The 14214-nt window shown below is 32.8% G+C and carries 11 protein-coding genes; 10 read left to right on the plus strand and 1 reads right to left on the minus strand.

Annotated elements, in window-relative coordinates; translation table 11 throughout:
* Nucleotides 1-4 precede the first annotated feature (4 nt).
* The 3 genes from ES045_RS00145 (at nt 5) to ES045_RS00155 (ending at nt 4495) form a co-directional block, all read left to right on the plus strand.
* Nucleotides 5-811 (plus strand): N-acetylmuramoyl-L-alanine amidase, encoded by an 807-nt coding sequence (locus ES045_RS00145; protein WP_147110528.1) that lies wholly within the window; start codon nt 5-7, stop codon nt 809-811.
* A 191-nt stretch (nt 812-1002) separates the two neighbouring features.
* Complete coding sequence (locus ES045_RS00150) at nt 1003-3363, plus strand: S9 family peptidase (protein ID WP_147110531.1); 2361 nt, start codon at nt 1003-1005, stop codon at nt 3361-3363.
* Between the two features lie 175 nt (nt 3364-3538).
* On the plus strand, nt 3539-4495 hold the full coding sequence (locus tag ES045_RS00155; protein WP_147110534.1) for an L-threonylcarbamoyladenylate synthase: 957 nt from the start codon (nt 3539-3541) through the stop codon (nt 4493-4495).
* Between the two features lie 2 nt (nt 4496-4497).
* Here the strand turns inward: ES045_RS00155 and ES045_RS00160 are convergent, their stop codons facing one another.
* Nucleotides 4498-7137: a DUF5916 domain-containing protein gene (locus tag ES045_RS00160; RefSeq protein WP_147110537.1), complete on the minus strand. Its 2640-nt coding sequence runs from the start codon at nt 7135-7137 to the stop codon at nt 4498-4500.
* 251 nt (nt 7138-7388) lie between these two features.
* Here ES045_RS00160 and rplM point away from each other — a divergent pair, with 251 nt between their 5' ends.
* The 7 genes from rplM (at nt 7389) to ES045_RS00195 (ending at nt 14120) form a co-directional block, all read left to right on the plus strand.
* Complete coding sequence (rplM, locus tag ES045_RS00165) at nt 7389-7844, plus strand: 50S ribosomal protein L13 (RefSeq protein ID WP_147110540.1); 456 nt, start codon at nt 7389-7391, stop codon at nt 7842-7844.
* Nucleotides 7844-8230 carry a 30S ribosomal protein S9 gene (rpsI, locus tag ES045_RS00170; RefSeq protein ID WP_100946437.1) on the plus strand — a complete coding sequence of 129 codons (387 nt, stop codon included), beginning with the start codon at nt 7844-7846 and terminating at the stop codon, nt 8228-8230. Before rplM ends, rpsI begins: the two co-directional genes overlap by 1 nt.
* A gap of 152 nt (nt 8231-8382) precedes the next feature.
* The gene (rpsB, locus tag ES045_RS00175) at nt 8383-9225 is read left to right on the plus strand and encodes a 30S ribosomal protein S2 (protein WP_147110543.1); all 843 of its coding nucleotides are present in this window, start codon (nt 8383-8385) and stop codon (nt 9223-9225) included.
* Between the two features lie 47 nt (nt 9226-9272).
* Nucleotides 9273-10238: a translation elongation factor Ts gene (tsf, locus tag ES045_RS00180; protein WP_147110547.1), complete on the plus strand. Its 966-nt coding sequence runs from the start codon at nt 9273-9275 to the stop codon at nt 10236-10238.
* Nucleotides 10239-10362: 124 nt separating this feature from the next.
* Entirely contained in the window at nt 10363-11076 is a 714-nt protein-coding gene (pyrH, locus tag ES045_RS00185; protein ID WP_147110550.1) for a UMP kinase, read from the plus strand.
* A 21-nt stretch (nt 11077-11097) separates the two neighbouring features.
* Nucleotides 11098-11652 (plus strand): ribosome recycling factor, encoded by a 555-nt coding sequence (gene frr, locus ES045_RS00190; protein ID WP_147110553.1) that lies wholly within the window; start codon nt 11098-11100, stop codon nt 11650-11652.
* Between the two features lie 95 nt (nt 11653-11747).
* Nucleotides 11748-14120 carry an efflux RND transporter permease subunit gene (locus ES045_RS00195; RefSeq protein ID WP_147110556.1) on the plus strand — a complete coding sequence of 791 codons (2373 nt, stop codon included), beginning with the start codon at nt 11748-11750 and terminating at the stop codon, nt 14118-14120.
* Nucleotides 14121-14214 lie beyond the last annotated feature (94 nt).

Consider the following 14214-nt stretch of genomic DNA (forward strand, 5'->3'; position numbering starts at 1 on the left):
AATTATGAAGTATTTAAAACTATTACTTATTCTTGTATTACTAGGTTCTTGTGCTAAAAACAGCTACCAGGTATCAAAAAAAACATACAACAAAGAAGCTAAAAAACTCGGAAATTCTCTTCGTGAAATAAAGCAAGACACCATAAATAATAGAATAACAAATGTTATAAAGTCTCAAAACTTCAACTTAAGAAAACCAAATTTAATTGTCATCCATCATACAGCACAAGATAGCTGCCAACAAACCTACAAAACCTTTGCTTTAAAGCGCACACAAGTAAGTTCTCACTACGTAATTTGCAACGACGGAACGATTACACAAATGCTAAACGATTTACTAAGAGGCTGGCATGCTGGTGGCGGAAGTTGGGGAAAAAACACAGACATAAACAGTGCTTCTATAGGAATTGAATTAGATAATGATGGTTCAGAACCTTTTTCTTATGCTCAGATAAACAGTTTGGTTTTCTTGCTTCAAAAATTGACGGATACATATAAAATTCCTACACAAAACATCGTTGGTCATGCAGATATTGCCCCTGGAAGAAAAACAGATCCAAGTGCATTATTTCCTTGGAAGGCATTAGCAGATAGCGGACTGGGAATTTGGTATGATGAAGAAAATTTAGACACAGTAGTACTTCCTTTAAACTTTAATACCACTTTTGCTTTAAAATATATTGGCTACAATACAACCAACTTAAAAAATGCTATTTACTCTTTTAAACTCCGTTTTAATTCTGAAGAGGTATCTCATGAATTGGCTGAAAAAGATAAAAAAATATTGTTTTTATTAATGAATGAAATTTAAGTAGACCTTTAAAAATTAACGCTCTAAATAATATTTATTATTGTAACTTAAAATCAATATATTACTTACATTTCTGTACATCTTTTACTAAAGAAAATGTTAATATTTCTGTTCGTTTCCAATCTTACTCATAAAATATCTAAATTGGTGGCAAAACAAAGTACTTACAATTTTATTCAACTAATTAAAAAATGAAACAACCACTTCTATGGCTACTCTGTATGGCCACATCTCTTAATTTTGCACAAAGCAATAATCAATCAAAACTTACCATCGACCAAATAATGCTTGGTGAAGATTTTGTAGGATATTCTCCAACACGCATCAACTGGTCCGACGATAATAAAGATATTTTTTTTAGTTGGAACCCAGATAATGATACTTTACGTTCATCATATAAAGTAAATGTAAAATCTAAAACCATAAAAAAACGAACTTTTTCTGAACTTAAAAACAGTACTGGTTATGGTAATTATACAAAAGATTACAAATGGAAGGTATCTTCTAAAAACGGTGATCTCTATTTAATGAATATGTCTAACTACTCGGTTAAACAAATAACAAAAACTGAAGCGAGAGAATCGAGCCCTCAATTTTCAGGAGATAATAAATCAATTGTTTATCAACTAAACAATAATTTATACAAATGGGATATTACAAGTGGAATTACACAACAGTTGACCAACTTTAAAAAAGGCTCTAAAGAATCTGAGGAAACAGCAACTGAACAAGATGAATGGTTAAGAAATGATCAACTAAAGTATTTTAATGTTCTTGAAAAACGTAAAAATGAACGTGATGCCCGTAAATACAGAAATGAACAAACAAAAATAGAAGACTTAGAAACTACTTATACTGGAGTTAAGAGTGTATACGGACTAAACATCTCTCCAGACTTAAACTATGTTGTTTATAATTTATATAAATCTTCAAAAAGTAAAAATACTATTGTACCAGATTTTGTAACAGAAAGCGGTTATACTACAAATTTGAATGCACATTCTAAAACAGGAAGCAAACAAGCTACCTCAGAATCTTGGATTTTAAACTTAAAAACAAGGGAAATATATCAAATTAAAGCAGACGAGATTGATGGTATTTTTGACAAACCAAAATACCTAAAAGAGTATGTTGCAAAAGACTCTATATTTAACCCACTTTACAAGTCAGCTAGAAATGTAAATATTGGCAATCCGATTTTTTCAAACAATAGTAAAGCAGTTGTAAATATAACATCACAAGACTATAAAGACCGTTGGATTATGTCTTTAGATCTTGCCAACGGAAATTTAGAACAACTAGACAGACAACATGATGATGCATGGATCGGTGGACCAGAAGTTGGTTGGTTTTCACGCGGTGCTATTGGTTGGTTAGATGACACCAATATTTGGTTTAAATCTGAAAAAACGGGATACTCTCATATATATACTGCCAATGTAAACTCTGGCAAAATTAAAGCTCTGACGCAAGGAGATTTTGAAATTTTAAACACAGAATTATCAAAAGATAAAAAGACGTTTTATATAACAAGTAACAAAGTAAGTCCGCACGAACATCACTTTTATCACCTACCAGTGAAAGGAGGAGAAATGAAACAGATTACCGCTAGAAAAGGTGGACATGAAGTTACTATTTCGCCAGACGAAAAACAATTAGCGATTCGTTATTCCTACACCAACAAACCATGGGAATTGTTTGTAATGCCTAATAAAGCGGGTTCTAAAATGACACAACTTACAACATCAACAACCAAAGAATTTAACGCACACCAATGGATTGATTCTGAAATTGTTCAATTTACTGCCAGAGATGGTGTAAAAGTTCCGGCGACACTTTACAAACCAAAAGCATCCAATAAAAATGGTGCAGCCATACTTTTTGTTCATGGTGCCGGTTATACACAAAATGTACATTATTGGTGGCCATCTTACTTTAGAGAATATATGTTTCATAACTTTCTAGTAGATAATGGCTACACTGTTTTAGCAATCGACTACAGAGCAAGTGAAGGTTACGGACGCGATTGGCGAACTTCTATTTACAGACATATGGGAGGAAAAGATTTAGACGACCATGTTGATGGCGCTAAATATTTAGTAGACCAACAAGGAATAGATAAAGACAGGCTTGGCATTTACGGTGGCTCTTATGGTGGTTTTATTACATTAATGGCATTATTTAACGCACCAGATACATTTAAAAGTGGTGCAGCATTAAGATCTGTAACAGATTGGGCACATTACAATCATGGTTATACGGCAAATATTTTAAACACCCCTGTAGAAGACCCTGTTGCTTATAGACGAAGTTCTCCTTTATATTTTGCTGAAGGTTTAAAAAACAACTTATTAATACTTCATGGTATGGTAGATACAAATGTACATTTTCAAGATGTTGTACGATTATCTCAGCGTTTAATTGAATTGAAAAAAGAAAATTGGGAAATGGCTTTGTTCCCTATGGAATCTCACGGTTTTATAGAAGCCTCTAGTTGGTCGGATGAATACCGACGTATCTATAAGTTATTTGAGGAAACACTCAAAAAATAGTTTCAACTGAAGTCTTTTAAAAGAGATTGATAAATTTTTGATCCATAAAAAACCAGTGAATTATTTTTCATTGGTTTTTTTTCGGTTGATAAATATGCCCTAAAGCTGGTATGAAGTAAAATTAACCAGAATTACAGTAACAAATCAATTTTATACGTAATTTTGCGTTCGAATTATGAGCATTATATCTAAAGACATACAAAAAGCAGTAGCATTATTAACGAACGAGCAATTGGTAGCGATACCAACTGAAACCGTTTATGGTTTGGCTGGTAATATTTTTAGCGAAAAAGCGATTAAAAGTATTTTTTCTACGAAGAAACGTCCGTTTTTTAATCCTTTAATTGTGCACATCCCTTCCGTAGATTCTTTAGAAGCTATTGCAACTCATATTCCTGAAAAGGCAAAATTATTAGCAGCTGCTTTTTGGCCAGGCCCTATGACTTTGGTTTTAAAAAAGAGCAAGAACATTCCAGATATTATTACCGCAGGAAAAGACACCGTTGCTGTTCGTGTGCCAGATCACCCCGTAACTTTAGAGCTATTAAGACAATTACCTTTTCCTTTGGCTGCACCAAGTGCAAATCCTTTTGGAAGTATTAGCCCTACAGAGCCAGCACATGTAGAACGTTATTTTAAAAATGACATTCAAATGGTTTTAGATGGTGGTGCTTGTTCTAATGGAATTGAATCTACCATTATTGGATTCGAAAATGAAGAACCAATTATTTACAGATTAGGTGCTTTGGCTTTAGAAGATATTGAAGCTGTTGTAGGTAGAATGAACATCAAAAATAAAGAAGAAATAAGTCCGGATGCTCCTGGCATGTTAGCAAGACATTATGCACCAAAGACACGTACTTTTTTAGTTGATGATGTTGCTTCCGAAGTAAAAAAACATCTAGGAAAAAAAATAGGTGTTTTAGTTTTCAAAAACTCTTTAGAGAACTCTTCTTTAACAGAAATTGTTTTATCAAAAAATGGTTCTATACAAGAAGCTGCATCTAGATTATATGCTGCAATGCATACATTAGACAGTAAAAATTTAGACATTATTATTGCCGAAAAATTTCCTGAATTTGGATTAGGAAATTCTATAAATGACCGTTTGCAACGTGCTACTTTTACATAAAATTATCGCACGAACCTGTACGTTGCTTTTATTAAAAAAGTATCATTTGCAGGCACATCAAAAACCTGACTATCTACACTATCGGTTAACGAGTCATTAAAGTCTTGTGATCCAGAAGAACCTCTTGCCCAAACAAAAAACAGTTCTGACCCTGCAATATACTCCCATCTTACAACCAAGTTTGTTTGCAACTGTACAAAAGAAAAATCTGGTTTTCTAAAAGAGTAATCTGCAGTATTGTCTAAGTTTTCATCAATTGTATAAATAGCACCACCACTTGTATTTGTTGCTTCAGAAATTTGATTTGAATTGTAAAAATTCACACGATCACTAAAAGAGGCTGCTGTAGGATTATTTACAAAATTAAAGTTAGAATATCTTCCTCTAGAAATAAAAGGTTGCCCATAAAACTGAACAGAAAAATTAGGGTTTAAACTATAATTTAATCTTAAAGTAGTAGACCAAGTATCATTTTCTATATTTCCTAAAATGTACCTTTTAGAATTGCCAAAATCTCTCGTTGTTATATATTGTGTCTTGTTTTCCGTTTGATTTAATACATTTTCCAAAGACATGCTAAAAGAATCGAAAGGTTGATAATTCATACTAAAAACATACCTGTTTCTATTAAAAACATCTTCTTCACTTCTTACGGCGAGATAGCCAACTTTAAAACTAAATTTCTTACTTCTATCTGAACCAAAAGACCCATAATAAAACGCATCATTTGCAGCTCGCCATCGGGGCCCCCCTCTTAAAAATGCATTTCTATGAATTTGACTACTTGCTCCTGCTCCAGCTTCTGTCCACCAATTATTTTCCCAGTTTACGTTTCCTTCTAGCTCGTATCTAAATTTGTTTAAGTTTCCACCAAAATCATAAGTACTAGATTGCTCTAGACTTACACTAACATCTCTGTAAATTCCTTTTGGAACTTGCCATAAATATTTTCCTTCCACAAATTGAATCATTTCATCTGTTTGCCTTAAAAAACCAACATCATTCAACTCTAATTCTGGAGAACGCCAGATAAAACCACCGTTGTAACGCCAGTTGCCTCCGCCTTGTTTTCCTGTTTCAATCTTACCCCCTGTTCCTGTTAAAGAAGTTCTTGTAGCATCTACATCTACATAATCTGTACCTGCTCTCTGAAACAATCTAGTAATAGAACGTTGTGTTTTCTCTATAGATTTTTCACTTCCTGTAACATAACTTAAAATTGAATTTCCTTCCACATAAAACTCTCTTTTACGCCAAGTATGCCTAAAATCGATTCCACCTGTATAAGCAGCTTTGTGTAATTCAGAAAAATTACCATCTAAATTTCTATGGGTTGCTGTAAAAATTCCACCTACATAAGAATTTCTTTCATTAAAATCTTTCTGAGCTCTAGTTACAAGGTAGTTCGTTAAAGGCGCTACAATTTCTTCTCTTGTTTTACCATCTACTTGTCTTATTTCTGCAAATTCATTAGCGGTAACACTTTCTAAAACACCAAGAGACCATCCGTTTTGTGTTTTCCCAGAAAATTTTGCTGCTCCTAAAATTGTTGAATTTTTCGGAGTATCTGCAAATTCACCGTTTTGTAAATCTGCATTTCTTTGTGGATTACCACCTATTCTTCTACTATAGAAAAGATTATCTCGTCCGTTAGCAAATTTAAAATCAAAAATATTTTTATTTTCTACAAAAAAAGGTCGCTGCTCTCTGAAGAAAACTTGAAATCCGTCTAAAGCAATTGTCCCAGGATCTGCTTCTACTTGCCCGAAATCTGGATTGATTGTTAAATCTAAAGTCAAATCATTGGTAATTCCAATTTTAGCATCTAAACCTGCGTTTACCTTAAAATCACTTCCATCTCTGAAAGGGTTACTTCCTTCTTTAGGATAATTATCATATTGTAAAACTGTAAAAGGCTGAATTTCTAATTGTTTTTGAGATTTTAAATCTATTAAACCATGTAATTCACCAGCCTCACTTATAAAACCTGCTTGGTCGTTTGGTATTCTTTGCCAAAGAGAACGTTCTTGTAATCTAAAAATAGTTCGATTGATATTAAATCCCCAAATTTGCTCTTTAGCATTACCGAAGCGCAACTGACTGAAAGGAATCTTCATCTCTGCGGTCCAACCTTTCTCATCTACATTTGCGTCTGTATACCAAATAGGATTCCAGCTTTCGTCCCAATTACTTCCGTTCTGCGTAACAATTTCTTCACCTTTTACACCTGCAGCAGTTGTTGTAAAAACAAAAGCAGTCCTTTTATCGTGATAGCTATCTATGATCACATTTACTCTATCTCCCGCAAAACCATCTCTTCTGGTTAACCTTTGTTGAATTAATGCTGGTTCACCATCTAAAGCTCTGATAGCAACATATAAATATTTTGCATCATACATCACTTTAAATTTTGTTTGATATGTTGGCGGGGTTCCTTCGTTTGGCTCTTTTTCTACAAAATCTGACGACCACTCTACAGCATCCCAAGCATCTTCAGAAATTTTACCATCTATAATCGGTGTTTTTACCAGTTTTTTAGTTGTGTAAATTCTCTTAGAAACCTTTTGTAACGACCTGCCTTGTCCTTGTAAATTAAATGCAAAAAAGAGTGTAAATATAAATAGTGTAAGAATAAATTTCATTGATTTTTGGGTTGATTACATCATGTAGCAGAGATACTTTTATAGCTAACTAATAGATTTTACAAAAGTACCTTTCTGTTTTCTTAAAGTTTTCTTAAGATTGTGTTAATTTTAAGTGACGCTTTTTTGATACAAAAAAGTTAAAAAATAATCTAAATCACTATTTGTCAATCAAATAAATAGCATTACATTTGCACTCCTTTTTTAAGGAAAATGAATTATATTAATATACAAAAACTAATAGTGTAATTATGAACACATTAAGTTACAAAACAGTATCAGCAAACAGCGCTACCGTAAACAAGGAGTGGGTTTTGGTTGATGCGGACGGGCAAACGTTGGGTCGTCTATCTTCTATTATAGCAAAGCTAATTAGAGGTAAGTACAAACCAAACTTTACTCCTCACGTAGATTGTGGAGACAACGTGGTTATTATCAACGCAGAAAAAATTGTATTATCTGGAAACAAATGGAAAGAGAAATCTTACATCCGTCACACAGGGTATCCAGGTGGACAAAGATCATTAACTGCAACAGAAATGTTTGAGAAAGATCCTACAAGATTAATCGAAAAAGCAGTAAAAGGAATGTTACCAAAGAATATTTTGGGAGCAGCTTTGTACAGAAACTTGTATGTATATGCAGGAACAGAGCACAAACACGCAGGTCAAGCACCTAAAGCTATTAACCTTAACGATCTTTTATAATGGATATAGTACACAAAATAGGTAGAAGAAAAACAGCTGTTGCTCGTATTTATCTTTCAGAAGGTAAAGGAGACATTACTGTAAACAAAAAAGACTTTAAAAGTTATTTTACAACAGGTACTTTACAGTACAAAGTGCAACAACCATTAATGTTAACAGAAAACTTAGAATCTTATGATATCAAAGTAAATGTTTACGGTGGTGGAATTACAGGACAAGCTGAGGCAATTCGTTTAGCAATCACTAGAGCATTAGTTCATATTGATGCTGAGCACAGAATTATCTTGAAACCAGAAGGTTTATTAACGCGTGATCCTAGAATGGTTGAACGTAAGAAATTTGGTCAGAAGAAAGCACGTAAAAAATTCCAATTCTCGAAACGTTAATATATTACGCAGAATTTATGCTGTATTATATTATATCGAGAACTGTTATTATTACAAACAATTAATAGTAAACAGTTTAGCATCTAAATAGTTAAGACTCGAAAGACTACTTAATTATTGATTTCAAAACAGAAAGTAAACACATTTAAAAAATGGCAAACGTAAACATTCAAGAATTATTAGATAATGGTGTACATTTCGGACACCTTACTAGAAAATGGAACCCTAACATGGCTCCTTATATTTATACAGAAAGAAATGGTGTTCACATCATTGATTTGTATAAAACTGCTGCAAAAATAGAAGAAACTTCAGAAGCTTTAAAAAAGATCGCTAACTCTGGGCGTAAAATTTTATTTGTTGCAACTAAAAAGCAAGCAAAAGATATCGTTGCAGAAAAAGCAAAAGCAGTAAGCATGCCTTTCATTACTGAAAGATGGCCTGGTGGAATGCTAACGAACTTTGTTACTATTAGAAAAGCTGTTAAGAAAATGGCTTTAATTGATAGAATGAAGACCGATGGTTCTTTTGATGCATTATCTAAAAGAGAAAAATTACAAATCAATCGTCAGCGAGAGAAATTAGAAAAGAATTTAGGTTCTATTTCAGATATGACTCGTTTACCTGGTGCTTTATTTATAGTTGATATCAAAAAAGAACACATTGCAGTAGCAGAAGCTCAAAAATTAAATATTCCAATTTTTGCAATGGTGGATACAAACTCTGATCCAAGAGAAGTAGACTACGTAATTCCTGCAAATGATGATGCTTCTAAGTCTATAGACATCGTATTATCTTTTGTTACAAATGCAGTTGCAGAAGGTTTATCTGATAGAAAAGCAGACAAAGAAAAAGTAAAAGAAGTTAAAGAAGCTCCTAAAAAAGAAGAAACTAAAGTAGAAGCTCCAAAGGCTGAAACTGAAGTTGAAGCTCCTGCAAAGGAAGAGGCTCCTAAAACGGAAGCTACTGACGCATCTGCTGAAGAAAAAAAATAATTAATAACAACTTAGAAACTTAGGTTTCTTAACAAAAAATAAGTGACATGGTAAAAGTAAGTGCTGCTGACGTTAAAAATTTAAGAGAAGCTACTGGAGCTGGAATGATGGACTGTAAAAAGGCATTAGTAGAGGCAGAAAATAACTTCGACGAAGCAATAAACATTTTACGTAAAAAGGGTCAAAAAATTGCTGCAAAAAGAGCTGATAGAGATTCTACAGAAGGAGTTGCAGTAACAAGAATTAACGACTCTAAAACAGAAGGTGTAGCAATCGTTTTAGCTTGTGAAACTGATTTTGTTGGTAAAAACGAATCTTTTGTAGCTTTAGGTGGTCAATTTGCAGACATCGCTTTAAACTCAGCAGATAAAGAAGCTTTCTTAGCTGCAGATTTTGAAGGAATGACTGTTGCCGATAAACTAGTTGAACAAACGGGTGTCATTGGAGAAAAGTTAGAGATAACAGCTTTTGAAAAAATTGAAGCTGCTTATGTTGGTGCTTATACTCACATTGGTAAAATTGCTGCTATTGTTGGTTTATCTGCTGTTGTAAATAACGCAGAAACTTTAGCGAAAGATGTTGCAATGCAAGTTGCTTCTATGGGTGCATCTACATTATCTTATAAAGATTTTGATCCTGCATTTGTAGCTGCAGAAACTGAAGCTAGAATAGCTGTAATTGAAAAAGATAATATCGAGTTAGGTAGATTAGGGAAAACGTTGAAAAACGTACCTCAATTTATTTCTATGTCTCAATTATCTGATGCAATTTTAGCAAAAGCTGAAGAGGCTGCTAAAGCGGAATTAAAAGCTGAAGGGAAACCAGAGCAGATTTGGGATAGAATCTTACCAGGAAAAATGGAAAGATTTATTGCAGATAACACAACTTTAGATATGGAACAATGTCTTTTAGATCAGTCTTTTATTAAAGATGAAAAGAAAAATGTTGCACAATACGTTAAAACGTATGGTGATGTTTCTGTAAGTGGATTCAAAAGAGTTACTTTAGGATAAACATTCTAAAAAATCATATTTTTAAAACCTCGTTTTCATATTATTTGAAAACGAGGTTTTTTTTTGTTCAAAAAAAGGAAACTCAAAAAAAATACGTAATTTCGCACAACTCTTAAAATAAACTATGCAATACAAAAGAATTCTTTTAAAATTAAGCGGAGAAGCTTTAATGGGTGAAAGAGCCTACGGAATTGACCCAAAACGTTTGGCAGAATACGCGAAAGAAATTAAAGAAGTAGTAGCAACAGGCGTAGAAGTAGCCATTGTAATTGGTGGTGGAAATATCTTTAGAGGGGTTGCAGGTGCTGCAAACGGCATGGATCGTGTACAAGGAGACCACATGGGGATGTTGGCAACCTGTATAAACGGTTTGGCTTTGCAAAGTGCCTTAGAAGACGAAGATGTAAAGACACGTTTGCAAACCGCTTTAGAAATTAAAGAAGTTGCCGAACCATACATCAAAAGAAAAGCAATTCGTCATTTAGAAAAAGGGCGTGTGGTTATTTTTGGAGCAGGAACAGGTAATCCGTATTTTACAACAGACACCGCTGCTGTGTTAAGAGCTATAGAAATAGATGCAGATGCAATCTTAAAAGGAACTCGAGTAGACGGAATTTACAACGTAGATCCAGAAAAGAATAAAGATGCCGTTAAATTTGAAACGATTACTTTTAAAGATGTAATAGCAAAAGGTTTAAAAGTAATGGATATGACTGCATTTACATTGAGTGAAGAAAATAAACTACCAATAATTGTATTTGATATGAATACAAACGGAAACTTATTAAAGTTGGTTTCAGGAGAAAAAATTGGTACTATTGTTATTAATAATAAATAAAATCTTGAAATTACTAGTAAGATGAACGAAGAAGTTGAATTTATATTAGACACTACTAAAGAAGCAATGGTTAATGCAATTGCTCATTTAGAAAAAGAACTAAGAGCTATTAGAGCTGGTAAAGCTACTCCCGCAATGTTAGCAAATGTAATGGTAGATTATTATGGCGCTCAAACGCCTTTAAGTCAAGTTGCAAATGTTACTACACCAGATCCAAGAACAATAGCGATACAACCTTGGGAAAAAAATATGTTACAGCCAATTGAAAAAGCAGTTATGATTGCTAATCTTGGTTTTAATCCAATGAATAATGGTGATATTATTATGATCAATGTTCCACCATTAACGGAAGAAAGGAGAATCGGTTTAGCCAAACAAGCAAAATCTGAAGCTGAACATGCAAAAGTTGGAATTAGAAATGCTCGAAAAGATGCTAACAACGATATTAAAAAAACAGATATCTCTGAAGATTTAAAAAAGGACTCTGAAGCTGAAGTACAAAAGCTTACAGATGCTTATGTTAAAACAATAGAAGATAAACTTTCTGTTAAGGAAAAAGAAATAATGACAGTATAATAACTGCAAATTAAAAAAGGTGTTTTTTATAAAACACCTTTTTTTTTGATTAAAACCCAACTTCTATTTAGTTACCTTTGTTCAAAATTTTTTAAATGAATTTCTGGACAAAAGCGGCTGGCCTTATATTAAGAAACCGATACTTGGTTTTATTAATTATTGCTTTAATAACAGCATTTTTAGCATCTCAAATGAAGTATATAAAATTCTCATATACAGAAGCAAACCTGCTCCCAGAAGACCACCAAGCAAACTTAGAATACAATAAATTTTTAGAGATTTTTGGTGAAGAGGGGAACTTAGTTATTCTTGGTGTGAAGGATTCTACGGTATTTACTCCAGAGAAATTTAATGCTTGGAACAAATTAGTTGCCCAATTTGATGAAAGAGAGGAAATAGATTTCACCATTTCTATTGCAGATGTTCAGAAATTAAAGGCAGATAGAAAAAATAGAAAATTTATTTTAGAACCTTTATATGAAGAGAATCCTACAACAGTAGAAGAAGTAAATGCGATTAAAAAACAGCTTTTCGAGAAGCTACCTTTTTATGACAACTTACTCTTTAATAAAGAAACAGGAACTTTACAAACAGCAATCTATATTAAGAAAGAAATTATCAATACGCCAAAACGTAGAGATTTTATCTTTAAAGTACTCATTCCTGCTATAGAAAAATTTGAAAAAGAAAACAACCTAGACGTCCGTGTTTCCGGGATGCCATATATTAGAACTCTCAATGCACAAAATATTCAAGATGAAATTCTTCTCTTTGTTGTGGGCGCTTTGGGCATTACGGCTTTAATTTTCTTCTTCTTCTTTCGATCCTTTCGAGCTACTTTTATTACACTTCTAGTTGTTATCATTGGTGTTGTTTGGGCATTTGGTTTTATAGGATTGTTTGGTTATGAAATCACGGTTTTAACAGCATTGATACCTCCCTTAATTATTGTAATAGGTGTACCAAATGCGGTGTTCCTTATCAATAAATATCAACAAGAAATAAAAAAACATGGGCAACAAGCAAAAGCTTTACAACGTGTAATTTCTAAAGTAGGTAACGCAACATTAATGACAAACATTACAACTGCTTCTGGTTTTGCAACTTTTGTCTTTGTAAAAAGTAATTTATTGCGTGAATTTGGAATTTTAGCTTCTGTAAATATCATCAGTATTTTTATTCTGGCATTACTAATCATTCCTATTATTTACAGTTTTATGCCACTTCCTAAGAAAAAGCATTTAAGCCATTTAGAAACAAAATGGATCGAAAATGTAGTAAATTGGATGGAGAAAATGGTAAAAAACCAAAGAATTACTATCTATTTTGCAACGGTTATAGTCATCGTTTTAAGTATTATTGGTATCTATAAGATTAAAGTTTCAGGTAGTTTAATTGAAGACATGCCTAAGAAGACTACCTTTTACAAAGACATTAAATTCTTTGAAAAAGAGTTTGGTGGTATTATGCCGTTAGAGATTTTAATTGATACTAAAAAAGACAACGGGGTGATGAAGCTTTCTACTTTAAAAAAGATGGAAGAGCTAAATGAAACCATCGAAACTTTTCCAGAACTATCTAAACCAATATCCGTAGTTAACTTGGTTAAATATTCGAAACAAGCGTATTATAAAGGAAATCCTAAATATTATCAATTACCAACAAATCAAGAACAAAGCTATATTTTTTCATATACCAAAAACTCTAATAGTGATGCTGGCATGCTTAAGACATTTGTAGATTCTACAGGTAGATATGCCAGAATTACCACTTTTATGAAAGATATTGGTACCGATAAAATGGATATTATTCAAAAGCGATTAAAAGCAGTTATTGCCAAGGAATTTCCGGCAGATAAATATACCGTTACATTAACAGGAAAAGCATTGGTATTTATAAAAGGGACCAATTATTTAATTAATAACTTAGTCCTTTCGCTCTCATTAGCTATTTTGTTGATTGCAATTTTTATGGCGTGGATGTTTAGATCACCACAAATGATCTTAATTTCATTAATTCCAAACATGCTTCCACTATTAATTACAGCTGGTTTAATGGGCTTTTTAGACATTCCTATAAAACCCTCTACCATCTTAGTTTTTAGTATTGCATTTGGTATTTCTGTGGATGACACCATTCACTTTTTAGCAAAATATAGGCAAGAACTAATTGCTAATAAATGGAAGATAAAACCTTCTGTATATGCAGCTTTAAGAGAAACCGGCGTAAGTATGTTTTACACTTCTATTGTGCTTTTCTTTGGGTTTTTAGTGTTTACACTTTCTAGTTTTGGAGGTACCATTGCCTTGGGTGGTTTGGTTTCTGTAACATTATTACTCGCCATGGTCTCTAACCTATTATTATTACCTTCTTTATTGCTAACTTTCGAAAAGAAAATTGCGAATAAAAAAGTGTTTAAAGAGCCAAAAATTAGGATTTTTCCTACTGAAGAAGAGAAGACAGAATAACTTTTAAAATTTTATTGACCTTTCATTTGTTGATTAATTTCTAACAATAAAGTATCTTTACTCTTTTAACTAAGACAATTTCGAATACAATATA

The sequence above is a fragment of the Polaribacter sp. IC073 genome, from assembly GCF_007997075.1.
GTDB lineage: Bacteria > Bacteroidota > Bacteroidia > Flavobacteriales > Flavobacteriaceae > Polaribacter.

Bases quoted from the DNA above. Each gene is read 5' to 3' on its own strand.
- tsf (WP_147110547.1), top strand. From the start codon at position 9,273: ATGGTAAAAGTAAGTGCTGCTGACGTTAAAAATTTAAGAGAAGCTACT.
- ES045_RS00195 (WP_147110556.1), top strand. From the start codon at position 11,748: ATGAATTTCTGGACAAAAGCGGCTGGCCTTATATTAAGAAACCGATAC.
- ES045_RS00150 (WP_147110531.1), top strand. From the start codon at position 1,003: ATGAAACAACCACTTCTATGGCTACTCTGTATGGCCACATCTCTTAAT.
- pyrH (WP_147110550.1), top strand. From the start codon at position 10,363: ATGCAATACAAAAGAATTCTTTTAAAATTAAGCGGAGAAGCTTTAATG.
- ES045_RS00145 (WP_147110528.1), top strand. From the start codon at position 5: ATGAAGTATTTAAAACTATTACTTATTCTTGTATTACTAGGTTCTTGT.
- rpsI (WP_100946437.1), top strand. From the start codon at position 7,844: ATGGATATAGTACACAAAATAGGTAGAAGAAAAACAGCTGTTGCTCGT.
- rpsB (WP_147110543.1), top strand. From the start codon at position 8,383: ATGGCAAACGTAAACATTCAAGAATTATTAGATAATGGTGTACATTTC.
- ES045_RS00155 (WP_147110534.1), top strand. From the start codon at position 3,539: ATGAGCATTATATCTAAAGACATACAAAAAGCAGTAGCATTATTAACG.
- rplM (WP_147110540.1), top strand. From the start codon at position 7,389: ATGAACACATTAAGTTACAAAACAGTATCAGCAAACAGCGCTACCGTA.
- ES045_RS00160 (WP_147110537.1), bottom strand. From the start codon at position 7,137: ATGAAATTTATTCTTACACTATTTATATTTACACTCTTTTTTGCATTT.
- frr (WP_147110553.1), top strand. From the start codon at position 11,098: ATGAACGAAGAAGTTGAATTTATATTAGACACTACTAAAGAAGCAATG.